This is a genomic window from Streptomyces sp. NPDC058246, assembly GCF_042881985.1.
In the GTDB taxonomy this organism is placed as follows: domain Bacteria; phylum Actinomycetota; class Actinomycetes; order Streptomycetales; family Streptomycetaceae; genus Streptomyces.
In genome coordinates this window covers 58,752-83,004 of the sequence record NZ_JBHVWZ010000031.1, presented here as the reverse complement: position 1 = coordinate 83,004, position 24,253 = coordinate 58,752, and the positions used below count along the sequence as shown (strand labels likewise).

The window sequence follows — 24,253 nt, the reverse complement described above, 5'->3', positions numbered from 1 at the left end:
TGAGCAGGTGGACGGTTCCGGCTGGTGCCGCCGCGGAACGCGGGCGCTACGCCCACCACCGGAACACGTCGACCACTGCCTCGGCACTGCGCGGCAGGGTGGCCTCCCCTCCTTCGGACAGCATCAAGGGGACCAGCAGCGGCAGGCACGACACGATCGTCGAGCGGCCCTTGTCGGTCGCCCTCCGCAGCGTGCTGTCCAGCAGCTCGCTTCTGTCCTCGACCGACAGGTCGGCCAACGTCCGACTGGCCCGCACGACGTTGTCGGCCCGATTGCGCGCGTGGTCGAGCGTCAGACACTCGACCAGCACCTCCGCCAGCAACTCGGCCCGGCCCTCGGGTCGGCAATGGGCGGCCAGCGCCGCCAAGGCCAGGGCACGCTCCCCGCGCTTCTTCGTCTTCCTGCAGGTGGAAAGGAAATCCGCCTGAAGCTCCAGCAGTTCGGCCTCGTCGTACAGAAACGGCGCCACCGCCATGACAGCGGACACTCGTGGCCCGAGCCGAACGATGCGCAGCGCCGCATCCATGATCCTGGCCTGCTCTTCTCGGGTACGCCCCGGCGCCAGAGCGGCCAACAACAGAGACTGCAGATGCGTCTGTTCGCCGAGCCCGTTGATGATTTCGAGGAGCTGATCAGTGTCCTCGGCGTGAGGAATCAAGCCTTTGACCGCGAACGCCCGTTCCCTCGGGCCGGCGATGTCACGGACGTGAGACAGGGCGAACGTCTTCTCCGCGGGGCTGCAACAGCCTTGGAGCCGTGCCAGGACAACGGCTCTGCCGGCATGGTCGAACTTTCTGGCCTCCTTGAGCAGGGATTCCGCCAGCGTCGGCGACTGCACTTCGGCCAGTTGCGCGCACGACATCACCTTGAGAGTGTCGCTGCCGAGTCCGAGGGCCCCGTCGAGAATCGTCCGGCCGATGCGGGTGCGTTCGGCCTCCTCCAGCATGGGGGACAACTTCGCCAGTGCCTGGGCCGCTGCCACGGGGTCTTCTCGCTCCGCGGCAGCTGTCACCGTCTCGATGGCGGCGCGACGCGCCACACGGGACGGCAGTCGGGGGCAGACCGCGACGACCGCTTGCACATGGATGGAGGTGACGGCGATCCGACGGGCCGTCTGCAGGACGAATCCGGTCAAGGGCGACGGAACCACCTTCGCGAGGGCGGTGACGGCCCGCCCCCTTCCCAGGGCGTCCTCGGTCGCCTCGGCCGCCCGCAGCAGGCAATAGCCGGTCGGCAGCAGCACATCGGAGGGCGCGAGCGGGAGGAACGTCGCCGCGACGCGGATGTACGCGCTGCGGTCTCGCTGCGACAGACGGTTCTCGTACGCCTCGGCCAGGAGCGCGTTTCTCTGCTGCCCCTTCACGGTGTTGGCTATCGCGTGCAGCGGCCGCGCCCGCAGCGTTCTGTCCTGCAGATGACGAGCTCCCGTCGCTGCTTCCGGAACAAGCGCCGGGGGCAGACAGGCCGCGACGACGGCCAACGCCCCGGCCCTGCGCTCCTCATCGATCGCCGCCATGGCGAACGCCAGTTTCCGCTTCGGCGTGCCGGTGATGTTGAGCAGCGCCGCAGAGGAGCGGTCCACGTCCGGGGGCACGGTTGCCTTCGCTGCCGCGTGTGCCTCGAGTGCGGCGATCGTCTCCGTCGGTTCCTGGCCCGGCGCGCTCCGGAGGAACGCGAGCAGTGCGGCCGCCACCTCGGCGCGCAGTTGCGGCTCCCCCACCGAGGCGAGCGCGCTCAGCGCGGCGGACAGCGCCACCGGCCTGAGAGTGGGTGAAGCCGCGCACACAATGGCGAAAACGAGCGCGAGACGCTCATCGGACGACCGGACCTGCTCGACAGAGGTCAAGGCGGCGGACAGCAGAGGGTCACGCCGGCTGGGGGGCAGCGTCACGGAGAGGTCCACCAGGCATCGGGCGCGCAGGGCGGGGTTCCCGATGCGGGGCACCAGCCTCATGGCCGATGCGAGAAGGGACGCCCGGCTGCCGGCGGTCCTGAACGGCATGAGCGTCGTGAGCGATGACAGGGCCAGGTGTACATCGGCGAGTGTTTCGCTCAGGGCGGTGACCGCCAGAAGCTGTTCCCTGTCCAAGTGTTCGCTGACGGCGTCGATCCACCCCTTCAGCTCCTTCTCCGTGCCGGCGGCCAGGATCTCGGCGACTGTCTCCTCCATCAGCCGGCGACGATCGGCGGGAGACATTCTGGCGGCCAGAGCGGCGACGAGGGCGTAGCGATGGGAGCGGTCCTCCACCGCGCGCGCCGGTGGCAGCAACCGCGGCGCCGTCACCTCGTCCAGGTGCGGGGCGATCTTCTGCAGCATCTTGCTCCAGCCCGCAGTCGACTCGCTGAGCTCGATGGCCGCCAACGCCTCGGGGATCAGGGCCGCGGGGAGGAACGGATAGACCAGAGGCAAGAGGTGAGGAATCGCCAGAGTGGCCGAGGGGCCTCTGCGGGCGTGGCCGAGGAACCGACGAAGCTGCTCCTCCCCGAGTCGGGGGACGAGGCTCCCGACAGCCATTCCCACCTTGTTCCGCACCAGCCACGCCGCCTCGACCGCTCGGTCGACCAGTTCGTCCGGGAGGTACGGGCACAGGAGGTGGAACGCGCGCGGCTGCATGTCCCCCGGCCGCCGCGCGGACGCGATCGATGCTTCCAGAGCCTCGCGGAAAGCCGCGGAGTCCCCGCCGGCGATCGCCGCGACGGCCAGTGCGTAGGCCTTGAACTCCGGCTTCGCCAGTCCAAGGGCGATCTGGCGGGCGCTCGCGACCAGATTGCCCCGCTCGACGCCCTCCGTCGCACCGGCGAGGGCCGACAGGCTCATGGAGCGGTCGAACTGCATGGGCAGGTCGGCGATCAGGGAGAGCATGTCGTCCCGTACGACCCGGTGCTTGGCCTCGTCGAGCAGGGGCAGCACGGCACACGCCATGGCGATCCGCAGGACAGGCCGCGCCTCGGGGGACCGACGGCGCAAGGCGTAGAGAATCTCCTCATCGTCCATGTTCTCCGGAAACGCTGCGACAATCCGTGCCCTGACCTCGCTTCGGAGCTGCGCTGCCTGAAGTCCCCCGTACGCGGTGTCGAGCAGGGCATCGAGCAGGACGGCTCCACGTTCGTGAGGCGGCAGGAGTTGCGCAAGGGTTGCCCGCCCGAGGGCTCTGTACGGTCCGAACGCGACGGAAGCGCCGGATTGGAGGGCCTGCCGCGCCAAAGGCTCGGTGAGTGCCGGCAGAAGTGACTGCATCACACCGGCGAAGATGTTGGGAGACGGCCTGGTCTTCTCCACCGCGTCCAGCACCGTCCGGACGTGTTCCGGAGTCAGCCGGTCGGCGAGCGTACCCAAAATCGTGGCCCAACGATCCTTGTTGATGTGTGGCAGCGCGGCGAGAACCTCTGTGATCACGCTGAGAACGTCCGGCTCGGCGAGATGAGGGAGAAGGAGGGTGAGAGCCTCCGCTCTGCTCGTCGACTCGGGGATTCTCAAGGCGTGGTGCATACACCGGTCGACGGGCCAGGCGCCGGTGCTCGCGAGCCGGCACAGCAGCCACGGCGAGTACTGGGCGGCGATGCTGCTCAGGGAAGCGGTGATGAGCGCGTACTGCAGACAGAGAGCCGCCGACTCGCCGTGTGACGCCTCCGGACGCGTCGCGCGAGACTCCGCCGCGGCATCCCAGGCGACCTGGATGTCCTTGAGGTAGCCCTTGTCCTGGTGCATCGTGCTGCGCACCGTGAACCAGACGTTGGCGCCGCCGTCGGCTGCCGCTCCTCGCGCGACACCCAGCGCGAGCAGACGGTGCAACTCGTCGGTGCGGCCTCCCTCCGCCAAGTGGAATACGAGGTGGGCGATGCCGTAGCGCTGCCCCTGGTCCAGAGCCGGTGAGGGCCGTAACGCCGCGAGGTTGCTGTCGAGCCCTCCCCAGAGGGCGAGGTAGCTGTCTGCCAGGGCGCGGTGCCTGTCGCGTAGGTCCGCCTGCTCGATACTCAAAGCGATGTAGTCGTGCAGCAGCGCGTGAACGGTCACCCGTTCGCCGTCCGCGTCCAGCGACAGCAGCGATCTACGGTCCAGGAGCACGAGCGTGTCCTGTATCTCGTACTGACTGAGGTTCCTCGTGCTCCAGAACTGTGCCAGCGCCGCGCAGGGCACGGTGCCGGCATGCTTGAACACCGCAAGGCTCAGATAGCAGTCGAGCTCGTCCGGGCTGAGTTCCTTGGTGCTGGCGTCCAGTGCTTTGAGCAGGCTCGGATACGGATAGTCACGCAACCGGATGCCGAATTCCAATTGGCCGCCGCGCAGCCGCTCCAGGAGGCTCTCGGCCCGCCACCGGTTGCGTCCCCCGACAAATCCGCCGGCCACGGCCAGGGCCAGCGGGAGCCCCGCGCACTCCCGCACGATACTGAGTTCGTCGGGCGTCAGCTCCTGCACCGTGACGCCCAGGTGCCGCGCGAACAGGTGCTGCGCGGACGGCTCGTCCAGGACGTCCAGGGTCTGCTCTTCGACATCTGTCTGCAGCAGTTCACGGTCGCGGGTGGTCACCAGGACGGTGACGGTGGAGTGGTGGATCTCGAACGCCCGGAGGTCCTCCGGTGCCCATACGTCGTCGAGCACGAGGAGCACGGATCTGCCGCGCAACAAGTAGTTGATCCGGGCGTTGGCCTGCTGCTGGTCCGCCGAGACGCCGACTGTGCCGCCGAGCGCCTCGATGAGCTCGTTCTGGCGGGTCTGGATGTCGGGCTTCTTCCCCAGATCGAGCCACACCACCCCGTCGATGAAGTGGTCCACCACGCGCGGTGTCCTGGCGACGGCACGCGCGGTCACCGACTTGCCCACCCCCGCCATGCCGGTGAGGGTGACGATATGCGCACCGGAGACCGGCGTGGAGGCGAGTAGCGATCCCTCCAGCGAGGCGATCACATCAGTGCGTTCGACGTAGTGAGAAGGCAGCCCGGGAACGTTCGCGTGCACGCTGTGCGGGGGAGCGTTCGTGGCCACGTGGGCCTTGCCGTTGAAGAGGTGGGCCAGGTCGTCCCGCCCGATCCGGGTCACTGCCTCCGGCAGCGTGTCGAGCCGGCCTCTGTCCTCCAGCCAGGCCCAGATCCCCCTCGCCTCCTCACCTCGGGGGAAGCCGTCCTGGGTGTACGAAGGGATTCCCACCATGTCGGCGAGGTCCCGCCAGTCGTCCCTCAACCGCCGGCGGAACTCCTGTTTGCCCCACCCGGGGTGGCCGACGTTCTCCGGCACCTGGCTCACCTGTCGAGGACGAGGACGGGAACGGGGACGGGGACGGGGACGGGGACGGGGCGTCGGGCCGTGCGGCTCACGTGTGATCTCCCGAACGCAGGAGGTCTGCGAGGTCGTCGCGGCCGATCTCCTGGAGGGCCTGCGGCAGGAGGTGCAGTTTGTGCCGTGTCTCCAGCCACTCCCAGACCTCGCGCGGCTCGTTTCCGGTGCGGAACCGGCGCTTCGCGTGGGGCGGTGTCTCGAAGTAGTCGGCGAGATCCTCCCAGTCGTCGGCGGCCCGACGGCAGAACTGCACCTTCACCGCACCGGGAAATGTGCTCGGCACGTCCACGGGAACGGCTTGTGGGCGTTCCGCACCCGCTGTCGCGACGTGACGCCCCGCGTAGCGGCGCAACACGGCGACCGAGAAGTGGGCGGCGGCAGCAGCGGCGTACTCGTGCCACTCGTCGTTCTTGTCGCTGTCGGCGAAGTCGCAGACCGCCTTCACCATCAGGAACCCCGGGCCCCCGCGGTAGGCGGCGAGGGCGATGCCGAGGCTCTCCATCTCGACCCCCAGGGCCTTGGGCCATGCCGTCCGCAGACCGTTGACAGCCCGGTCGTCCGCCAGGACCTTCTCGCCGCTGAAGACCGGACCGAAGTGTGCCTTCGGCCCCCTCGTCGGCAGCGGGCCGGCGGCCGCCGGGGCGGTCCCGGAAAGGAGCCATTCCTGCGTCTGTACCGATCCGGCCATCGACAGGAGCCCGTAGTCGGGGCGGTAGGTCTCGTACCTCGGTTTCGCACCGTCGGCGGTCAGCTTCGAGAGTTCGTACCCCACGACCTGATCCGGGACCAGCACGTCCCCCAGCCGCAGGTCGTCACCGGCGCCACGGACACCTCCGGCGATGCCCACCAGCAGGAGCTGAGCTGGGTTCCACACACCGATGACCCGCGCGGCGAGCGCGGCGACGCCGACGTTTCCCATACCTGACGGCGGAAGGACCAGGACGCGGGTGCCGTCGATGTCCGCGATGTGCAGGTCCTGTCCCTGCCAGCGGTACGGAACAGCAGCGCCGAGCGCGTCCAGCAGCGACTGTCGCTCGACGGGGAGGGCGGTGAAAACCGCGATGTCCGGCGCTGGATAGGTGGTGCCCAACTTTTGTCCCACACGGCAACTTTGGCATGCGCGGGCGTGTTCCGCCCCGGTTTCCGCCACGGAGATCGGGCCGCCTTGTCGACCGGGAGCGCGTAGATTCTTGGCATGAGTGGAACAGTCGTCGCGGTCAGCAGCAATGGCACGTACTCCTTCACCAAGCCGAACCGGGAGAGCGTCACGCTGCTCGCCGGGCTCGGGGTGGAGGGCGACGTGCATGCCGGGAAGACGGTCAAGCACCGGTTCCGGATGGAGAAGGATCCGACACAGGCGAATCTGCGCCAGGTGCACCTCATCCACGAGGAGCTGTTCGACGAGCTGCGCGCGGCCGGGTTCACCGTCGCTCCGGGGGAGCTCGGGGAGAACGTCACCACCCGGGGCCTCGATCTGCTGGGGCTGCCGGTCGGCGCGCTGTTGCACCTCGGGGCGGAGGCCGTCGTCGAGATCACCGGGCTGCGCAATCCGTGTGCGCAGATCGACGCCTTCCAGAAGGGGCTGCTCAAGCAGGTCGTCGGGCGGGACGGCGGCGAGGGCGGCGAGGGCCGCGTCGTCCACAAGTCCGGCGTCATGAGTGTCGTACGGGAAGGCGGTGTGGTGCGGCCCGGGGACCCGATCAAGGTCGAGTTGCCGGACGGGCCGCACCGGCCCTTGCGGATCGTGTGACGCCTCGGGCCGAACCGTCCGGCGCGGCCCGGGCGTCGGGCGTTACGCGCGGTGGTCCGCCGGGCGCTCCCGAGGCGCCTCCGCGAGGGCCTTCGTCACCGCGCCGAGGCCTTCCTGGAGGCCGTAGACCGGGGTGCCGGGCTGCTGGCGCCAGGAGTCGTCCAGGCCGCCGGCGTCGACGGTGTCGAAGCCGAGGTCGTCGATGAGGGCGCGGACGACGCGCTTGGCGGCCTCGTCGTCACCGGCGACGGGCAGGGCCATGCGGTCGGGAGCGCCGGCCGGGCGTGGGCGGTCGAGGATGTCCTGGGCGTACGTGCCGTTGAAGGCCTTGATGACGGTGTGGCCGATCTGCTGGGCCGTCCAGCGGCTCTCGGTGAGGCCTTCGTCCTCGATCGCGGCGATCTTGCCGTCGCGCTGCTGGGGGTAGTAGTTGCCGGTGTCGATGACGGCGACGCCGTCCGCCGCCTCGTCGAGCAGCCCCGGCGGCAGGTCCGGTACCGCCTTCATGGGGACCGTGACCACGACGACCTCCGCGCCGCGCGCCGCCTCCTCGACCTTGACGGGGGTCGCCCCGGTCTCCTCGGCGAGTGCGGTGAGCGTGTGGGGACCACGGGAGTTGGCGACGGAGACGTCGTGGCCGAGGGCGGTGAGCCGCCGGGTGAGGTTACCGCCGATGTTGCCCGCGCCGATGATGCCGATCTTCATGAGTGACAGGCCCTTCCAGGTCGATGATCCTGACGCGGATCCTCAACTCCGGGGACGGAAACGCTATTCCGGCGTGCGCGCCATCCGGGTGACCGCTGTCAGTGGCGCGGACCGGGTGAACCCGGCGAAGGGTTCGGCGAGTACGGGGTTGTCGTCGGCGGCCCACAGTCGCGTGCGCGGTGAACCGGAGGGCCCGATGACGAAGGGGCGCCCGCCGGATCACCGGCGGGCGCCCCCTGGCGTGGGTCACTTGTTCAGGTGGGTCCAGAACTCGTCGAACGAGAGGACCTTGTCGCCGTTGAGGTCGCGGCTGGCGATGACGGCCTCCGCGACCGACTCGGTGACGTTCCAGTCGCCGCCCTGGGCGAGGGCGGTCTTGAACTCGGCAGCGGTGATGAAACCGTCACCGTCCGTATCGATCCGCTCGAACTGCTTGCGTGCTTCCTCGATGTCCGCCACCGATCCGCCCCTTCGTAGTGCATTACTGCCATGTGTACGGAGGTCAGATTAACGGGCCGCCCGAGCGCGCAGTGCGGCGACCACCCAGGCGAACTCCTCGCGGTGCGCGGACACCGGCTCCATCCCGCGGACCAGCGCGTTCAGCTCGCGGAAGCGGGCCATTTCGACATGGGCCGCCGACTCCAGGCGTTCCAGTACGGCGGCCCGGTCGGCGTCGCCGAGCAGCGGGCGCGGCACCTCCTCGGCCGCCGGGGATTCCGCGGCGACGCCCCGCGCCGGCGCCTCGCCCTCATGTTTGGGAGTCTGGGCCCTCCAGTGGGTGGAGACTCAAGGGGCGGGAGCGCGTACGTGACAGCCACGGTCACTCTGCGGGACATTCTGGACGCGGCGGCGCGCGACGTCTTCCCGCCCGCGGACGGCGGGACGACCGTCGTGCGTCAGCATTCCCACCGGGACGCGGGGGTCATCGCCTTCACCGCGCACTCCGTCGTCTTCACCGACGAGGATCCCCGCTGGGTGCGCGAGGCGCTGGACGCCGTCGACTGCGACGCGCTCGCCGCGCCCATGAACGCGCGGTTCCTCACGGCGCTCATGGACCGCACCGGGCGCCCGGGCGACACGATCGACGTACTCACGGTCGGCTCCCCCCTGCCGGGCCGGCCGCCGCTGGAGCTGACGGAGATTCACGACCCCGACCATCCGCGGGTGGTCAGTTCCCGCAGGCGCCGCGACGACGTCCGGGTGTGGGCCACCGAGGACGGCGTACTCGTCCTGGGGCGCGGGGTCGCGGGGCGGCTCGAGGCCGCGGTCGAGGTGGCGGAGGACGTACGGCACCGGGGTCTTGGGCGTGCGCTCGCCGCGGCGGCGCGGCAGCTGAGCGGGGGCGAGCCGGTGTGGGCCCAGATCTCACCGGGGAACGCCCGCAGTCTGCGGGCGTTCCAGGCGGCCGGTTACCGTCCGGTGGGGTCGGAGGCGCTGCTCATCACCCACTAGCGGCTGAGTGCGCGCGGTGGTCAGTGCCAGGGCTCGTAGTACGGGTTGCTCTCGCAGTCGCTCATGATCTCGGTCTTGGTCCTCTTGTCGACCGGGCAGACGCCGATGATGTACTGGCGCGCGATGCCGCCGGGGAAGGCGACCTCGACCTGGTCGGCCCACCGGTGGGTGTCTCCGATGGTCTTGTTGACGTCTACGCCGCCGGGCGCGTCGATGTAGTAGTTGAAGCCGGACTTGTACCAGGTCTTGTACAGGTCGTGGTCGTACGTCGTCGACACGTACGGCGAGGGCTGGTTGACCAGGACGTACTCCTCCATGTCGTACTGCCCGTCGATGACGTCCTTCGGGTAGAAGCCCTGCTCGAAGACGCTCGCCGGGCCACGGCTGTCGCTGCGGTAAAGCGTGCCGCAGGTCTTGCGCCAGACCGGGGCGGGGGTGATGCGGTCGACGTCCACGCGACGGTCGGCGGCCGCCTTGACCGGGTCGGCGAACTGGGGACAGACGGGTGCGGCCGCCTTGGCGGCCGTCGTCGGGACCGGAGCGGCGGGGGTCGCGGCGGACGTCGCGAAGACGGCCGCGAGGGACAGGACGACGGCAGCGGCCCGCCGCCGCAGACGAGTTGTGATCATGAGGAGCACGATCTCGGTTCTGCGGCGACGGGCCGGGGATCATCACCCGTTCGGCGGCGTGTCATCCACTCATCCACCGGCGGTCAACTGCGGTCCTGTCAGGGGAGGATGCCTGTTCCGGTGTGGGGTCCGGTCAGCGGAAGATGCCGGTGTGGCCGAGCGAGTAGCGGCCCGGCTGCGGGTACACCGCGAGGCCGTGCGGGCCGCTGCCGACCGGGATGCGGGCGAGCTGGGTGCCGGTGCGGGTGTCGATGGCGTACACCTCGGAGTTGTAGCGGCCGGAGAGCCACAGGACCTTGCCGTCGGCCGAGACGCCGCCCATGTCGGGGCTGCCGCCGTTGGGCAGCCGCCACTTCTTGGTGAGCCTGTCCTGGGTGAAGTCGAAGATGGAGATGGTCCCTTCACCACGGTTGGAGATGTACATCTCGCGCGAGTCGCGGCTCACGTACAGGCCGTGCGTGCCCTTGCCGGTGGGCAGGAGCGTCGGCCTGGTGAACTTGTCGCCGTCCAGGATCCACATCCCGTTGGCCATCATGTCCGCGATGTAGAACTTCTTGCCGTCCGGCGAGATCTTCACGTCCTGCGGCATGGCGCCGTGGAACGGCAGCTTCTCCTGGGCGACCACCTTCATCTTCTCGGTGTCGACCTTCAGCACTTCGCCGCTGAACTCGCAGGACACGATGAAGTAGCGGCCGTCGAGGGAGAAGTCGGCGTGGTTGACGCCGTAGCAGCTGACCTTCTCGGTCTTGACGCGCTTCATGGTGTGCGCGTCGCGGAAGACCAGTTCGCGGTCGCGGGAGGCCATCACGACGGCGTACTTGCCGTTGGGCGTGAAGTAGAGGTTGTACGGGTCGTGCACCTCGACCGGCTTGCCCGCCTTGCCGGTCTTCGGATCGATGGGGGTGAGGGAGTTGCCCCGGTCGTTGTTGACCCACAGCGTCTTCATGTCCCAGGAGGGGACGACGTGCTGGGGCTGGGCGCCGACCGGGATCGTCTCGATGACGTCGTACGTCTTCGGGTCGATGACGGTGACGGTGTTGGAGTTGGTGTTGGGGACGTAGACGCGGGAGGGGAAGTCCTTGACGACCGGGGAGAGCTTGTTCGGGCGGTCGGCGGCGTAGACGTCCGCCGGGTCGAGCACGGGGGGCATGCCGGGCAGGCCGTGGCCGGTCTTCTTGTCCAGCGGGACGGGCTGGACGGGCGCCTGGCTGCCGAGGGCTTCGTTCTCGTGCCGGGGGGACTCGTCGGAGCAGCCCGCGAGCGCGGCGAGGGCGACGCCGGCGATCAGCACGCGCCTGAGGGGGGTGAGGGACATCTGCATCAGCTCAGCAGCTCCGTGGTGGTGACCGCGCGCAGGCCGCGGCGGTGGAGTTCTTCCAGGACGGCGGGGAGTGCGGCGACCGTGTCCGCGTAGCCGAAGTGCAGGCTCACGATCGATCCGGCGCGGATGCCGCCCATGACGTTGCGGGTGACGGCGGACGCTCCCGGCGAGGTGTAGTCGAGCGCGTCGACGTCGTAGGAGAGCGTGTGCGGGTAGCCCGCGTCGCGGGCGAGCCGCTCGACGAGGGGGGAGGCGCGGGGGGTGCGGGACGGTCGGAACCAGGTGCCGATCGAGCCGGTGAGCCGCTTGAGGCGCTCCGCGCAGCCCCGGATCTCCGCGTCCGCGTCCGCCTGCGACATCGCGTTGATGTCGAGGTGGCGCAGGGTGTGGTTGCCGAGGTCGTGGCCGCCGTCGAGGATCCTGCGGGCCAGGTCGGGGTGTTCGTCGAGCCAGTTGCCGACGGCGAGCACGGTGACGCGGGCGCCGCCCTTCTCCGCCTCGCCCAGCAGCGCCTTCGCGAGGGCGGGGTCGCCCTGGCCGTGGAAGGTGAGGGCCACTTGGGGGCGGGTGCGGGGACCGTGTGCGACTTCCGCCGGCTGGGCCGGGAAGCGGCGGGGGGCCGGAGCGGGGGCGGGGGAGACGGGGAGTGTGGCGGGTGGCGCGCTGTCGGTGCCGGTGCCGGTTGCGGGGGATGCGGTGTGTGCCGGGGAGTGCGGCGCGGCGGCGCCTGCGGTGGAGCAGCCGGCGGCGGTGAGCGCGCCGGCGGCGAGTGCGACGCCCGAGCGCAGCGCCGTGCGGCGGTCCGGCCCGGGAACGGGGGCCGGCGCGGTGCGCGCGGCGTCTTCTTCTTCGCCGGACGGGCGAGGGCGGTGTGCGGGCGTGGTCACTCGCACTATTTAAGGGTGAGTTTCCGCCAAAATAGGCCATTGATCCGTTTGGGGGGTGGTGCGGGTCGCGGTCCCCTCGCGCCGGCGGGTGGGTCGAGGCCGTGCCGGTGGGGCATCGTTCATCAGGGACGGAGGGGGCGGAGCGGGCGGACCGGCGGGAAGCTCAGCGGTCGGCGACGCGCATTTCGAACCAGGTGGTCTTGCCCCGGGGCAGCAGATCGACGCCCCAGCGGTCGGAGAGTTTGTCGACGAGGAAGAGTCCTCGTCCGCTCAGATCCATTTCCTGGACCGGCATCAGACAGGGAAGGCCACGGGAGGGGTCGCGGACCTCGATGCGGATCCAGCCCCGGCGGCGGCGCATCCGGAGCCCGAAGACACGGGCACCGGTGTGGCGTACGGCATTGCCGACGAGTTCCGAGACGAGTAAGACCGCGTCCTCCGTCATCTTCGGCGACAGGCCCCAGTGACGCAGGACCACCACCTGTGTGAGCCGCCGCGCGGTGGCCGCGGACTCCGGGCGGGACGGCAACGGCACCTCCGACTCGGTCGGATTGCCGAACAACTCCAGTGCCTTGATCGCCCGTTCGTCCTCGACCGCAGGCGTCCAGCGCGCCGCGGTCGCACTTCCGTGCCGCCGCGGCTGTTCGATACCCTCCAGCCCCGCCATGCCCCCATCATGGCGGCCCGGAACCGCCTTCGGGGCCGTTCCGAAGGAATACGCCCCCCGGAAGGCATCATTCCGCACCATCCGATCGGCATATGCCATCGGCAGTTCAGGGAGCTTGACAGCCTTTCTGACCTGCGGAGACCGGTCACCTGGGGGCAATCACCGACCTCCCCCGACAGGGCAGGCTTAAGGTTGCCTTAAGGCTCGCATAAACCGCCCCTTCGGGGGACACCGGGTAAGACATCGCGTCAACTGCAAGTGGATCAGCGGAATTTGAGGAGTGACTTTCGCTGCAGCGGAGGGGCTCCTGGACGGTGGCCGATCACGGACTCCCGGCCGGCGGACCGATCAAGGGACTCCTGGACCGTGACCGATCAGAGGAACTTCGCCTTGCCCGGGCCCTCCTCCACGAAGCTCCGCATGCCCCGCTCACGGTCCTCGGTCGCGAACAGGCCCGCGAACCAGTTCCGTTCAATGGCGAGGCCGGTCTCGATGTCCGTCTCCAGGCCCGCGTCGATCGACTCCTTCGCCGCGCGCAGCGCGATCGCCGGGCCCTGCGCGAGCTTGGCGGCCCAGGCGTGCGCGGCGGTGTACACCTCGTCGGCCGGGACGACCCGGTCCACCAGGCCGAGCGTCAGGGCCTCGTCGGCCTTGACCATGCGGCCGGTGAAGATGAGGTCCTTGGCTTTGGAGGGGCCGATCAGACGGGACAGGCGCTGGGTGCCGCCGGCGCCGGGGATCAGGCCGAGCAGGATCTCCGGCTGGCCCAGCTTGGCGTTGTCCGCGGCGATGCGGTAGTCGGCGCAGAGCGCCAACTCGCAGCCCCCGCCGAGCGCGTACCCCGTGACGGCGGCGACGACCGGCTTGGGGATGCGGGCGACGGCGGTGAAGGAGTCCTGCAGCGCCCGGGACCGCACCACCATCGCGGCGTGGTCCATGGCCTGCATCTCCTTGATGTCCGCGCCCGCCGCGAACACCTTCTCCCCGCCGTACAGCACGACCGCGCGGACGTCTGCCCGGCGGGTGGCCTCCTCGGCGAGTTCCTTGAGGCGGTCCTGGGTGGCGACGTCCAGCGCGTTCATGGGAGGGCGGTCCAGGCGGATGGTGCCCACGCCTTCGGCCACTTCGAGATGCACAGTCATGGGAGCAGGTTAGTGGGCGTTAACGACAACGGACCGGGTGTGCTGGGTCACAGCACACCCGGCCCGTACGTCGAGCGGCTACTTCGTCCAGTCGGACCAGGACATGTTCCAGCCGTTGAGGCCGTTGTCCGGGGCGACCGTCTTGTCGTCGGAGTTCTTCACGATCACCACGTCGCCGATGATCGAGTGGTCGTAGAACCAGGCCGCCGGCACACCGCTGTCGTAGCCGCCGCGGACATCGCGTACCCCGATGCAGCCGTGGCTGGCGTTGTAGTTGCCGAAGGCGCCGCCACCCCAGTAGTTGCCGTGGATGAAGGTGCCCGAGTTGGTCAGGCGCTGGGCGTGCGGCACGTCCTTGATGTCGTACTCGCCGCCGTAGCCGACCGTCTCGCCGTTCATGCGGGTCACCTTGAGGCGCTCGCTGATGACCATCTGGCCGTTCCAGGTGTCGTAGCCCGGCTTGCCGGTGGTGATCGGGATGGTCTTGATGGTCTTGCCGTCGCGCTTGACGACCATCTTGTGGGTCTTGGCGTCGACCGTGGAGACCTGGCTGCGGCCGATCGTGAAGTTCACGGTCTTGGCCTGCTTGCCGTAGACGCCCGGGCGGCCCTCCACGCCGTCGAGGTTCAGCGTGACGCTGACCTTCGTACCGGCCTTCCAGTACTGCTCGGGACGGAAGTCGAGCCGGTCGTTGCCGAACCAGTGGCCCTCGACGTCGACGGCCGGCTCGGTCTTGATCTTGATGGCCTTCTCCACGTCGTCGGGGTGCGTGATGCCCCGCGTGAAGTGGATCGAGAAGGGCATGCCGACGCCGACCTTGGAACCGTCGTCGGGCGTGTAGATGCCGACGAAGGTGTTCTTCGGGGTGAGCGTGGTGAACGCGGAGTCCTCGGCGGCCTCACGGCCGTCGGCGTCCTTGGCCACCGCGTGCACCTTGTACTTGGTGGCCGAGGCGAGGTGGGTCGAGGGCGTCCAGCCGGCGCCGTCGGCACTGATCTCGCCGTCGACCGCGTTGCCCTTGCCGTCCTCGACCTGAACCTCGGTCAGCTTGCCCTTGGCGGCGGTCACCTTGAGGGCGCCGCTGGTCTTCACGTCGTCGGCGCCGTCCTTGGGGGCGATCGTCACGACGGCCTGCGAGGCCTTGGTGTCCGCCGTACTCGACCCCTTGCCCTTGCCGTCGCCGCCCGAGCCGGATCCGCTGTCCGAGCTCCCTCCCCCGCCGCAGGCGGTCACGGCGAGCAGCAGGACACCCAGCAGCAGCGCCAGGATCCCCTTGCCCGTGTGTGTCCGCGCGCCAACCGACGCCCCCGATATCGGTCGCCCGTTCAAAGTCGTTCTCCCCTCGCACGGCCTGATCAGGCCCGCACTCCAGCGCGTCCCACGCGCGTATCGCGCTAATTAATCACACGACCTGGAGGGATGGCTCCCCGGGAATGTCACCGTTCAGTCCCAACTTCGGCCGTGCGGGGCGCTGCTGGAGTCCGCCGTGCGCGTACCCCCAAAACGGGCTACTTCACCGCGCCCCCCGCTTTCCACTCCTTCCATCCCATGTTCCACCCTCCGAGCCCGTTGTCGGGAGCGACGACTTTGTCCTGACTGTTGACCACCTCGATGACGTCCCCGATGAGACTGCGGTCGAAGAACCAGCCCGCCGGGGTGTCGGAACTGCCGCCCTTCACGTCCCTGAGACCCACACAGCCGTGGCTGACGTTGCTGTTGCCGAAGACGCCCCGCGCCCAGTAGTTGCCGTGCAGGAAGGTGCCGGTGTCGGTGAGCCGCATCGCGTGGGGGACGTCCGGGATGTTGTACTCGCCGCCGAAGCCGACCGTGCGGCTGTTCATCCGCGTCACTTCGAGCATCTCCATGACGACCATCTTCCCGTTGTACGTCGTCCGGTCGGGGGCGCCCGCCGTGATCGGCACGGTGGCGACGAGCTCGCCGTCGCGGCGTACCTCCATGGTGTGTTCGGCGGCGTCGACGAGGGAGACCTGGCTGCGGCCGACGGTGAACGAGAAGGTCTTGTCCTGAAGCCCGTACACCCCGGGTGCCGCTTCGACGTCCCTCAGGTGCAGTCCGACCGTGACCTTGGTCCCCGGCTTCCAGTAGGTCTCCGGGCGGAAGTCGACGCGGCCCTTGCCGAACCAGTGCGGGCGGATCTCCACGGCGGGCTCGGCGCTCACCCGGATGGCGCGCTCGACGGCGGCCCGGTTCCGGATCTCCCGGTTGAAGGAGAGGGAGACGATCATTCCGGTGCCGACGGTGGAGCGGTTCTCCGGGGTGACGTATCCGATGAACCTCTCGTCGGGCACGGCCGTCGTGAACGTCGTGTGCCGCGCCGAGCGCCGCCCGTGCCCGTCGAGGGCCACCACGTCGACGGTGTATTGGGCGGCCAGCGCGAGCCGCGGGTCGTCGGGCTTCCAGGTCAGGCCGTCCTCGGCGATGTGCCCGCGCACCGGGGACTCCTGAGCGTCCTGGAGTTTGACGACCTTCACGGACTCCAGGCGCCCGCTGGGCACCCGTACGGCGATCGCCCTGTCCGGGGGCACGCCTTTGCTGTCATCGTCCGGCGAGACGCGGATGACGTCCTCGGACGACCGCGGTTTGCCGAGCACCTCGTCGATCCGGTCCGAGGTACAGCCGGAGGCTCCGGCCAGCAGGCCGGCCCAGGTCAGTGCGGCGGCCAACGCGGCCCCTGCGCGCCACGCGCGCGTGTGTACGTGCTTCACAGTGGGCCCAACGACTGTGCCCCCCTGGGGAAACGTGAGTGCGAGCCACGCTCTGGGCAGAACAGTGGGGAGGACGACGCGAGGGGAGCCGCGGCCGGGACGCCGCACGCTCCTTTTCGCGTCGTTCCATCGAGCCGCGGGAGGCTGACCGGTGTCGAGCGCACCTGAGCAGGAGGCAGTCCAGGAGGGACGCGCCGCGGGCGACCAGCTGCCCGCGCAGTCGGCCCCCGCGCTGAACGGCGCCCAGCGGACGGCGGCACCCGCCGTGTCCGTCTGGCCGGGCGCCTCGACCCCGCTCGGGGCCCGCTTCCGGGAGGGCCCCGACGGCGTGCCGGGCACCAACTTCGCCCTCTGGGCGGGCGGCGCGGAGGCCGTGGACCTGTGCCTCTTCGACGAGCGGGACGGTGCCGTGCACGAGACGCGGGTCCCGCTCACCGAACTCACCCACGAGATCTGGCACGGCTTCGTCCCCGGCGTACTGCCCGGCCGCCGCTACGGCTTCCGGGTGCACGGCCGCTGGGACCCGTGGACCGGCGCCCGCTGGAACCCGGCGAAGCTGCTCCTCGACCCGTACGCCCGCGCCGTCGACGGCGACTTCAGCCTGCCGCCCGAGGTGTACGGGCATGTCCGGGACTGGCCGCAGCAACAGGTCGCCGACACCGTGCGCGACGACCGCGACTCGGCGCCGTTCGTCCCCAAGGGTGTCGTGGTCCATGACGACGACGACTGGTCGGACGATCACCGCCCCAAGACCCCGTGGGCGGACTCGGTGATCTACGAACTGCATGTGCGGGGGTTCACCCGACTGCACCCCGGGATTCCGGAGGAGCTGCGGGGCACGTACGCGGGTCTCGCCCACCCGGCCGCGATCGAGCACCTGGTGCGGCTCGGCGTGACGGCCGTGGAGCTGCTTCCGGTGCACCAGTTCGCGCACGAGGACCATCTGCTGCGCAAGGGCCTGAAGAACTACTGGGGCTACAACTCGATCGGCTATTTCGCGCCGCACGCCGGGTACGCCGCCTCCGGGAAGACCGGGCAGCAGGTCGGCGAGTTCAAACGGATGGTGCGCGCGCTGCACGCGGCCGGTATCGAGGTCATCCTCGACGTGGTCTACAACCACACCGCGGAAGCGGGCGAACTGGGCCCGATGCTGTCGCTGCGCGGTATCGACAACCGGGGCTACTACCGGCTCCAGTCGGACGCCCGCCGGTACGCGGACTACACGGGGTGCGGCAACACGCTGCACGTGGTGCAGCCGCACGTCCTGCGGCTGATCACCGATTCGCTCCGGTACTGGGTGACGGAGATGGGAGTGGACGGCTTCCGGTTCGACCTGGCCGCCGCCCTGGCCCGGTCCATGCACGACGTCGACATGCTGTCGCCGTTCCTCGCCGTCATCGCCCAGGACCCGGTGCTGCGCCGGGTGAAGCTGATCGCGGAGCCCTGGGACGTGGGGTCGGGCGGCTATCAGGTGGGGTCCTTCCCGCCTCTGTGGACGGAGTGGAACGACCGGTACCGCAACGCGGTGCGGGACTTCTGGCGCGGCGCGCTGCCGGACGTACGGGATCTGGGGTACCGGCTGTCCGGGTCGAGCGACCTGTACGCGTGGGGCGGCCGGCGGCCGTACGCGTCGGTGAACTTCGTGACGGCCCATGACGGCTTCACCCTCCGGGACCTCGTCTCGTACGAGCGCAAGCACAACGAGGCGAACGGGGAAGGCAACCGGGACGGTTCCGACGACAACCGGTCGTGGAACTGCGGGGCGGAGGGGGAGACGGGCGACGAGCGCGTACGGGGCCTGCGGCGGCGTCAGCTGCGGAATCTCATGACGACGCTGCTGCTGTCCACCGGGGTGCCGATGCTGGTCGCCGGGGACGAGTTCGGGCGGACGCAGCGGGGCAACAACAACGCGTACTGCCAGGACAACGAGATCAGTTGGGTCGACTGGTCCCATCTCGACGACCCCGGCTGGCGGGAGCTGTTCGCGCTGACGTCGCGGCTGATCGCCCTGCGGCACGAGCACCCCGTGCTGCGGCGGCGGGCGTTCTTCTCCGGGCGGGCCCATTCGGTGGACGGGTTGCGGGACCTGGCGTGGTTCACCGCGCGCGGGACGGAGATGACCGAGCGGGACTGGTACGCGCCCGCGGCGACGCTGGGGATGTATCTGTCCGGGCGGGACATTCCCGGGCGGGACGCGCGGGGGGTGCCGGTGGTGGACGACAGCTTCCTCGCCGTGCTGCACGCCGGGGACCGGCCGGTGGGTTTCGTGCTGCCGGGCATGCCGTGGGCCGCGCGCTACGAGGTGGTGGTCGACACCTCGGCCGAGGAGCAGGGCGAGGCGCCCGCGGTCGTGCACCGGGCGGGGGCGTCTATCACGGTGCCGGCTCGGGCGGTGCTGTTGCTGCGGGTGGTGGGGTGAAGGGGGCCGGCGGGAAACCCGGCGTCCACACCATGGACTTACCTTGACGCCCCGCCCTCCCCGCTGGCACCGTCCGTGACCATGAGGCCCTCCGCTGATCACCCGCGCGCGCTCGTCGCGCTCGTGGAGCGGCGCCACGTCGACCTGTGCCGGCAGTCCAGCGCCATCTGTCGCTGAGCCCGCAGTCTCCTCGCCCTCCTCTTTCCCTCTTCGTGTCCCGCCCTCTTTCCCTCTTCGTGTCCCGTCAGGGGACCCGTCTGCCCTGAGGAACCCGCATGCCCGAAATATCCCGTCGTGTCTTCGGCGGTCTCGTCGGCGGTGGCGCCGTGACGGCCGTCGCCGGTACGGCCGCCGCCGCGGAGGCGGCCCCCGCCGAGCGCCCCTTCCAGGCCCGTACGACCGCCGCCGGCACGGCTCGCCGCCCCAACCTCCTGGTCATCCTGGGCGACGACCTCGGCTGGGCCGACCTCTCCTCGTACGGCGCCCCGCACATCAAGACCCCGAACCTGGACCGGCTGGCCCGCCAGGGAGTGCGGTTCACCGACGCGTACTCCGGCTCCGCGACCTGCTCGCCGACGCGGTTCAGCCTGTACACCGGGCGCTACCCGGGCCGTACGAAGGGCGGACTCGCCGAGCCGATCGCCAACCGGACGCAGGGCCTCGACCCGAACCACCCCACCCTCGCCTCGCTGCTGAAGAAGGCCGGCTACTCCACCGCCCTGATCGGCAAGTGGCACTGCGGCTGGCTTCCCGACTACAGCCCCACCAAGTCCGGTTGGGACGAGTTCTTCGGCAACCACGGCGGCGTACTGGAGTACTTCTCCAAGCTCGGCCAGCTCGGCGACCACGACCTGTACGAGGGGGACGCGGAGTACAAGGACCTGCGGTACTACACGACCGTGCTCACCGAGCGGGCCGTGGAGTACGTGAGCCGTGACCACGACGCGCCCTGGCTGCTCAACCTCAACTTCACCACCCCGCACTGGCCCTGGCTGGCCGAGGGCGACGCGGAGACCGGCGCCGAGATCGCGGCGAAGATCCGGGCCGCCAAGAGCCAGGCGGACGTCACCGCCGCGCTCAACCACTACGACGGCGGCTCGGTCGCGAAGTACACGGAGATGGTCGAGAGCCTCGACGCGGCCGTCGGCGAGGTGCTGCGGGCGCTGCGCCGCTCCGGGCAGGAGGAGAACACGCTGGTGCTGTTCGCCAGCGACAACGGCGGCGAGCGGTGGTCGTACCTGTGGCCCCTCAGCGGCGAGAAGTTCGTGCTTCAGGAGGGCGGTATCCGGGTGCCGACGATCGTGCGCTGGCCGCACCGGATCGACCCGGGGCAGGTCAGCCACGAGCCCAACTTCTCCCCCGACTGGACCGCGACCCTGCTGGAGCTGGCCGGCGCCCGCCCCGACCCGGCGTATCCGCTGGACGGCACCAGCCTCGCCGGCTATCTGCTGCGCGGCGAGAAGCCCCGGGAGCGGGACCTGTTCTGGCGGGTGCGGGCCAACCGGGCGCTGAGGCGCGGCGACTGGAAGTACTACCAGGACGCATCCGGCAAGGACCACCTCTTCAACCTGGCGGCCGACGCCCGCGAGCAGGCCGATCTCGCCCTGGACGAGCCCGAGTTGCTCGCCCAGCTGAAGGGGTCGTGGGAGAAGATCGCGGGCGGACTGCTGCCGTACCCGGCAGCCTGATCAGCCCAGGATCCCCCGGTCGTACGCGACCGCCACCGCCGCCGCCCGGTCCTTGACGCCCAACTTGCCGTACAGATGGGTGAGATGGGTCTTCACGGTCGCCTCGCTGATGAACAGCACCCGGGCGATCTCGCGGTTGGACGTGCCCTTGGCGACCAGGGCCAGCACTTCGCGCTCGCGCGCGGAGAGCGGCTCGTTGCCGGGGGCGCGGACCGTGGAGACCAGACGGGAGGCCACCGCGGGCGACAGGACCGTACGGCCTTCCGCCGCCGCGCGGACCGCCGTGAACAGCTCGTCGCGCGGGGCGTCCTTCAGCAGGTAGCCGGTCGCGCCCGCCTCGATCGCGGGCAGGGTGTCGGAGTCCGTGTCGTACGTCGTGAGGACGAGGATCCGGGCACGGGCGCTGGCGCGCGTGAGCCGTGCGATGGCCTCCACGCCGTTGCCGCCCGGCATGCGCAGGTCCATCAGGATCACGTCCGGGTCCAGGGCCGCGGCCTGCTCCACCGCCTCGACGCCGTCGGACGCCTCGCCGAGGACCCGGAATCCGGGCGCGGACTCGAACATGCCGCGCAGCCCGTCGCGTACGACGGGATGGTCGTCGACGATCAGCAGGGAGATGGCGGTCGCGTCATCGGTCATGGCGGACCAACGGTACGCGAGCCGAGACCGCCGTGCCGTGACCCGGTTCCGTCTCGACGGTGAGGGAGCCCGCGATGCGTTCGGCGCGGGCGCGCATGCCGTCGAGGCCGAAGCCGCCCCTGTCGGTACGGGCGGGGAGGGCCAGGGAGTCGAAGCCGCGGCCGTCGTCGCGTACGTCGAGGGTGACCTCGTCGCCCATGAAGGAGAGGGTGACGCCCACGCGGGAGGCCCGCGCGTGCCGGGAGGCGTTGGAGAGTGCCTCCTGGGCGATCCGCAGGAGCGTGGCGGAGACCTCTTCGTGGAGCTGCTCGGTCACCCCCGTCACGGTGAACTCGGCTCGCACGCCCGTCCGTTCGGCCCAGTCGGCGACCGTCTTCTTCAGCGCCTCCGACAGTCCGTCGCTCGCCAGCGCCACGGGGGCGAGGTTGTGCACGGAGCGCCGGGCCTCACCGAGGCTGTCGCGGGCCAGGTCGGAGGCGCGTTCCAGGTGGGTACGGGCCACGGTCAGGTCGGGGGCGTTCGCCACGACCTGGAGCTGGGCGATGATGCCGGTCAGGCCCTGGGCGATGGTGTCGTGGATCTCGGCCGCCAAACGCCTCCGCTCGTCGGCGACTCCGGCTTCCCTCGCCTGGACGAGGAGCTGGGTGTGCAGGGCGGCGTTCTCGTCGAGGGCCTGTTGGAGAGCGGTGTTGGCGCGCTCCAGTTCGGCGATGCTGTCGGCCTGGGCACGGACGCGCTCCTCCTCCCTCGCCGCCAGGTTGCTGAACACCGTGAACAGCGCGCTGTTGACCCCGAGCAGCGCGCCGAACAGCAGCCAGCCCCGCCAGCCGTGCGGCGGCAGCCCGCCGGACTGGGACCCCGCCATCGTGACGGCGGTGGCGAACAGCCCCGGCTTCACCAGGCGGCGGGGCAGCAGCCGCTCGGCGCCGAAGTAGCCGACGACCGCGTAGAAGGCGAAGAACGGGTTGAGCCAGGTGAGGGCGAACCCGGTCGCCCAGCGGGTGACGTAGTAGAAGGTCGCGCCCGCGGACGGTTCCGGGGTACGGCCGCGCATCAGGCGGCCCCACCAGACCTGGAGGACGAGCCCGGCGACCGTCAGGGCGCCCGATGCGTACCGCTCGGCCCGGGTCATGCCCACCACGTCCGCGGTGGCCACGGCGAGCAGCGCGCCGACCGCGAGCAGGGCGTACGGGCCCTGGCGGTGGAAGGCGGTCCATCGGTGATCGACCCCTGCGGCATCCATGGGACCAGTCTCGGGCACGGCCGCACTCACTCCCAGCGGAACCAGCGTGCGGCGGCGGCCGTGAGCAGCACCGTCCAGGCGGCGAGGACACCCAGGTGGGACCAGCCCGGCCAGTCGCCGGCCGCCGCCTGGTTCAGGGCCTGCGCGGCGGCGCCGAACGGGGTGTACCCGACGATCCGGGCGAGCGCGTCCGGCATGGCCTGCACCGGCAGCCACACGCCCGCGCAGAACATCGTCGGGAAGAACACGGCGGACCCGATGGCGCCCGCGATCTTCGTGGTGCGGGAGAGCGCCGAGACCACCGCGCCGAGCGCGAGGGCGACCAGTACGGCGAGGAGCAGCGCGAGGGCGTATCCGAAGGGCTGCTTCGGCAGTCGTACGTCGAAGGCGAGCCGTCCGACGGCGAGCGCGAGCAGCGCCGACACCAGGGCCGCCCCTCCGTAGACCGCCATCTGCGCGGACAGCAGGGCCGCGGGCCGTACCGGAGTGGTGGACATCCGGCGCAGGATGCCGCGCTCGCGGTAGCCGGTCAGGGTCTGCGGCATCGACTGCAGGCCGCCGACGATCAGGCCGAGCAGGACGGCCACCGGGACGTAGGCGTCGACGGGCCGCAGGCCGCCGAGGGAGTGGTCGGGCTGCCGGAAGGACGGGATGGAGCCGAGGATCACCAGCAGGAGGGTGGGGAACAGCAGGATCCAGAAGATGGCACCGGGTTCGCGGCGGAAGAGCCGGATCTCGGTCTTCAGTACGGCCGGGTCGATGACGGCGGTGCTCATACCGCTGCCTCCGTGAGGTCGAGGAACGCGTCGTCCAGCGTGGCGTCGGACACGCGGAGTTGGTGGGCGGTGATGCGGTGGCGGGCGAGCAGGGTGATGACGGCGTTGACCGTCTCGTCCGTGCCGGCCAGCGTCACCCGGCCGTCCTTGTGCTCGGCGGAGGCGAGCGCGGGCAGCGCGTTCAGCTCACGCTCGTCCAGCGGCGCGGACGGGGTGAAGCTGATCACGGTCGAACCGGCCGAGCGGCGGATCAGCCCGGCCGGGGTGTCCAGTGCGGCGACCCGGCCCCGGTCGATGACCGCGATCCGGTCGCACAGCCGCTGGGCCTCCTCCATGAAGTGCGTGACCAGCAGGACGGTGACGCCGCCCGCGCGGATGTCCTCGATGAGTGCCCAGGTGTCGCGGCGGGCGCGCGGGTCGAGTCCGGTGGTCAGCTCGTCGAGCACGACGACGCGGGGGTTGCCGATGAGCGCGAGCGCGATGAACAGGCGCTGCTTCTGGCCGCCACTGAGCTTGCCGAAGCGGGTGGTCAACTGGGCGGTGAGGCCGAGTCGCTCGGCGAGCGGACGCCAGTCGGCGGGGTCCGGATAGAAGGCGGCGTACAGTTCCAGCGCCTCGCGGACGGTGAGTCTGGCCTGGAGTTCGCTCTCCTGGAGCTGGGCGCCGAGGACGCGGCTGACCGCCTCCCGGTCGGCGACGGGGTCGAGCCCGGCGACCCGGACGCGTCCCGCGTCGGGGACGCGCAGTCCCTCCACGCACTCGACGGTGGTGGTCTTGCCGGCACCGTTGGGACCGAGGATCCCGAAGATCTCGCCCTCCTCGACGGCGAAGGAGACACCGTCGACGACGGGCCGGCCGCCGTAGGACTTGCGCAGTCCGGCGACTTCGATGACTGATGTGTCGTGAGGCATACCCCGAGGATCCGCGCCGGACG

21 protein-coding genes are annotated in these 24,253 nt (G+C 70.3%); 5 read left to right on the top strand and 16 right to left on the bottom strand.

The window, feature by feature from the left end:
- Nucleotides 1-46: 46 nt before the first annotated feature.
- Entirely contained in the window at nucleotides 47-5,233 is a 5,187-nt protein-coding gene (locus ACFVXA_RS32820) for an NB-ARC domain-containing protein (protein ID WP_390028078.1), read from the bottom strand.
- A gap of 76 nt (nucleotides 5,234-5,309) precedes the next feature.
- Entirely contained in the window at nucleotides 5,310-6,377 is a 1,068-nt protein-coding gene (locus tag ACFVXA_RS32815) for a hypothetical protein (RefSeq protein WP_362031043.1), read from the bottom strand.
- A 93-nt stretch (nucleotides 6,378-6,470) separates the two neighbouring features.
- On the opposite strand from ACFVXA_RS32815, the gene ACFVXA_RS32810 reads away from it, so the two are divergent.
- A complete protein-coding gene (locus ACFVXA_RS32810; protein ID WP_390028076.1) occupies nucleotides 6,471-7,025 on the top strand; it encodes an MOSC domain-containing protein in 555 nt (184 codons plus the stop codon).
- Between the two features lie 42 nt (nucleotides 7,026-7,067).
- Here the strand turns inward: ACFVXA_RS32810 and ACFVXA_RS32805 are convergent, their stop codons facing one another.
- The 3 genes from ACFVXA_RS32805 to ACFVXA_RS32795 form a co-directional block, all read right to left on the bottom strand.
- Nucleotides 7,068-7,739: an NAD(P)-binding domain-containing protein gene (locus tag ACFVXA_RS32805; RefSeq protein ID WP_362031101.1), complete on the bottom strand. Its 672-nt coding sequence runs from the start codon at nucleotides 7,737-7,739 to the stop codon at nucleotides 7,068-7,070.
- Between the two features lie 237 nt (nucleotides 7,740-7,976).
- On the bottom strand, nucleotides 7,977-8,189 hold the full coding sequence (locus ACFVXA_RS32800; protein WP_328447953.1) for an EF-hand domain-containing protein: 213 nt from the start codon (nucleotides 8,187-8,189) through the stop codon (nucleotides 7,977-7,979).
- Nucleotides 8,190-8,237: 48 nt separating this feature from the next.
- Nucleotides 8,238-8,426, bottom strand: coding sequence for an acetyltransferase (locus tag ACFVXA_RS32795; RefSeq protein WP_362031049.1), 189 nt, complete (start codon nucleotides 8,424-8,426; stop codon nucleotides 8,238-8,240).
- Nucleotides 8,427-8,537: 111 nt separating this feature from the next.
- Here ACFVXA_RS32795 and ACFVXA_RS32790 point away from each other — a divergent pair, with 111 nt between their 5' ends.
- Nucleotides 8,538-9,182, top strand: a complete 645-nt coding sequence (locus ACFVXA_RS32790; protein WP_383745936.1) for a GNAT family N-acetyltransferase — start codon at nucleotides 8,538-8,540, stop codon at nucleotides 9,180-9,182.
- A 20-nt stretch (nucleotides 9,183-9,202) separates the two neighbouring features.
- Here the strand turns inward: ACFVXA_RS32790 and ACFVXA_RS32785 are convergent, their stop codons facing one another.
- The 7 genes from ACFVXA_RS32785 to ACFVXA_RS32755 form a co-directional block, all read right to left on the bottom strand.
- Nucleotides 9,203-9,811: an ADP-ribosyltransferase gene (locus ACFVXA_RS32785; protein WP_390028074.1), complete on the bottom strand. Its 609-nt coding sequence runs from the start codon at nucleotides 9,809-9,811 to the stop codon at nucleotides 9,203-9,205.
- Between the two features lie 133 nt (nucleotides 9,812-9,944).
- On the bottom strand, nucleotides 9,945-11,126 hold the full coding sequence (locus ACFVXA_RS32780; RefSeq protein ID WP_383745940.1) for a YncE family protein: 1,182 nt from the start codon (nucleotides 11,124-11,126) through the stop codon (nucleotides 9,945-9,947).
- A 5-nt stretch (nucleotides 11,127-11,131) separates the two neighbouring features.
- Nucleotides 11,132-11,920: a polysaccharide deacetylase family protein gene (locus ACFVXA_RS32775; protein ID WP_390028095.1), complete on the bottom strand. Its 789-nt coding sequence runs from the start codon at nucleotides 11,918-11,920 to the stop codon at nucleotides 11,132-11,134.
- Between the two features lie 262 nt (nucleotides 11,921-12,182).
- On the bottom strand, nucleotides 12,183-12,686 hold the full coding sequence (locus tag ACFVXA_RS32770; protein WP_362031057.1) for an ATP-binding protein: 504 nt from the start codon (nucleotides 12,684-12,686) through the stop codon (nucleotides 12,183-12,185).
- A 374-nt stretch (nucleotides 12,687-13,060) separates the two neighbouring features.
- Complete coding sequence (locus tag ACFVXA_RS32765) at nucleotides 13,061-13,828, bottom strand: enoyl-CoA hydratase-related protein (RefSeq protein WP_362031059.1); 768 nt, start codon at nucleotides 13,826-13,828, stop codon at nucleotides 13,061-13,063.
- Nucleotides 13,829-13,906: 78 nt separating this feature from the next.
- Nucleotides 13,907-15,157 (bottom strand): Ig-like domain-containing protein, encoded by a 1,251-nt coding sequence (locus ACFVXA_RS32760; RefSeq protein ID WP_383909946.1) that lies wholly within the window; start codon nucleotides 15,155-15,157, stop codon nucleotides 13,907-13,909.
- A 179-nt stretch (nucleotides 15,158-15,336) separates the two neighbouring features.
- Nucleotides 15,337-16,554, bottom strand: coding sequence for an Ig-like domain-containing protein (locus ACFVXA_RS32755; protein ID WP_362031063.1), 1,218 nt, complete (start codon nucleotides 16,552-16,554; stop codon nucleotides 15,337-15,339).
- A 151-nt stretch (nucleotides 16,555-16,705) separates the two neighbouring features.
- Between ACFVXA_RS32755 and glgX the strand changes: the two genes are divergently transcribed.
- From glgX to ACFVXA_RS32740, 3 genes are all read left to right on the top strand, one after another.
- Nucleotides 16,706-18,973 carry a glycogen debranching protein GlgX gene (gene glgX / locus ACFVXA_RS32750; protein ID WP_383745944.1) on the top strand — a complete coding sequence of 756 codons (2,268 nt, stop codon included), beginning with the start codon at nucleotides 16,706-16,708 and terminating at the stop codon, nucleotides 18,971-18,973.
- Nucleotides 18,974-19,054: 81 nt separating this feature from the next.
- Entirely contained in the window at nucleotides 19,055-19,150 is a 96-nt protein-coding gene (locus tag ACFVXA_RS32745) for a putative leader peptide (RefSeq protein WP_326771367.1), read from the top strand.
- A 98-nt stretch (nucleotides 19,151-19,248) separates the two neighbouring features.
- Entirely contained in the window at nucleotides 19,249-20,661 is a 1,413-nt protein-coding gene (locus tag ACFVXA_RS32740; RefSeq protein ID WP_390028072.1) for a sulfatase, read from the top strand.
- Here ACFVXA_RS32740 and ACFVXA_RS32735 read toward each other — a convergent pair whose 3' ends face one another.
- Genes ACFVXA_RS32735 through ACFVXA_RS32720 form a run of 4 tightly spaced genes read right to left on the bottom strand, consistent with a single transcriptional unit; the run spans nucleotide 20,662 to nucleotide 24,230 of the window.
- Nucleotides 20,662-21,300 carry a response regulator gene (locus ACFVXA_RS32735; RefSeq protein ID WP_390028071.1) on the bottom strand — a complete coding sequence of 213 codons (639 nt, stop codon included), beginning with the start codon at nucleotides 21,298-21,300 and terminating at the stop codon, nucleotides 20,662-20,664.
- A complete protein-coding gene (locus tag ACFVXA_RS32730) occupies nucleotides 21,290-22,543 on the bottom strand; it encodes a sensor histidine kinase (RefSeq protein WP_390028070.1) in 1,254 nt (417 codons plus the stop codon). The genes ACFVXA_RS32735 and ACFVXA_RS32730 overlap by 11 nt, the downstream gene beginning before the upstream one ends.
- A 26-nt stretch (nucleotides 22,544-22,569) precedes the next feature.
- Nucleotides 22,570-23,319, bottom strand: coding sequence for an ABC transporter permease (locus tag ACFVXA_RS32725; protein WP_362031073.1), 750 nt, complete (start codon nucleotides 23,317-23,319; stop codon nucleotides 22,570-22,572).
- Entirely contained in the window at nucleotides 23,316-24,230 is a 915-nt protein-coding gene (locus tag ACFVXA_RS32720) for an ABC transporter ATP-binding protein (protein WP_362031075.1), read from the bottom strand. Before ACFVXA_RS32720 ends, ACFVXA_RS32725 begins: the two co-directional genes overlap by 4 nt.
- Nucleotides 24,231-24,253 lie beyond the last annotated feature (23 nt).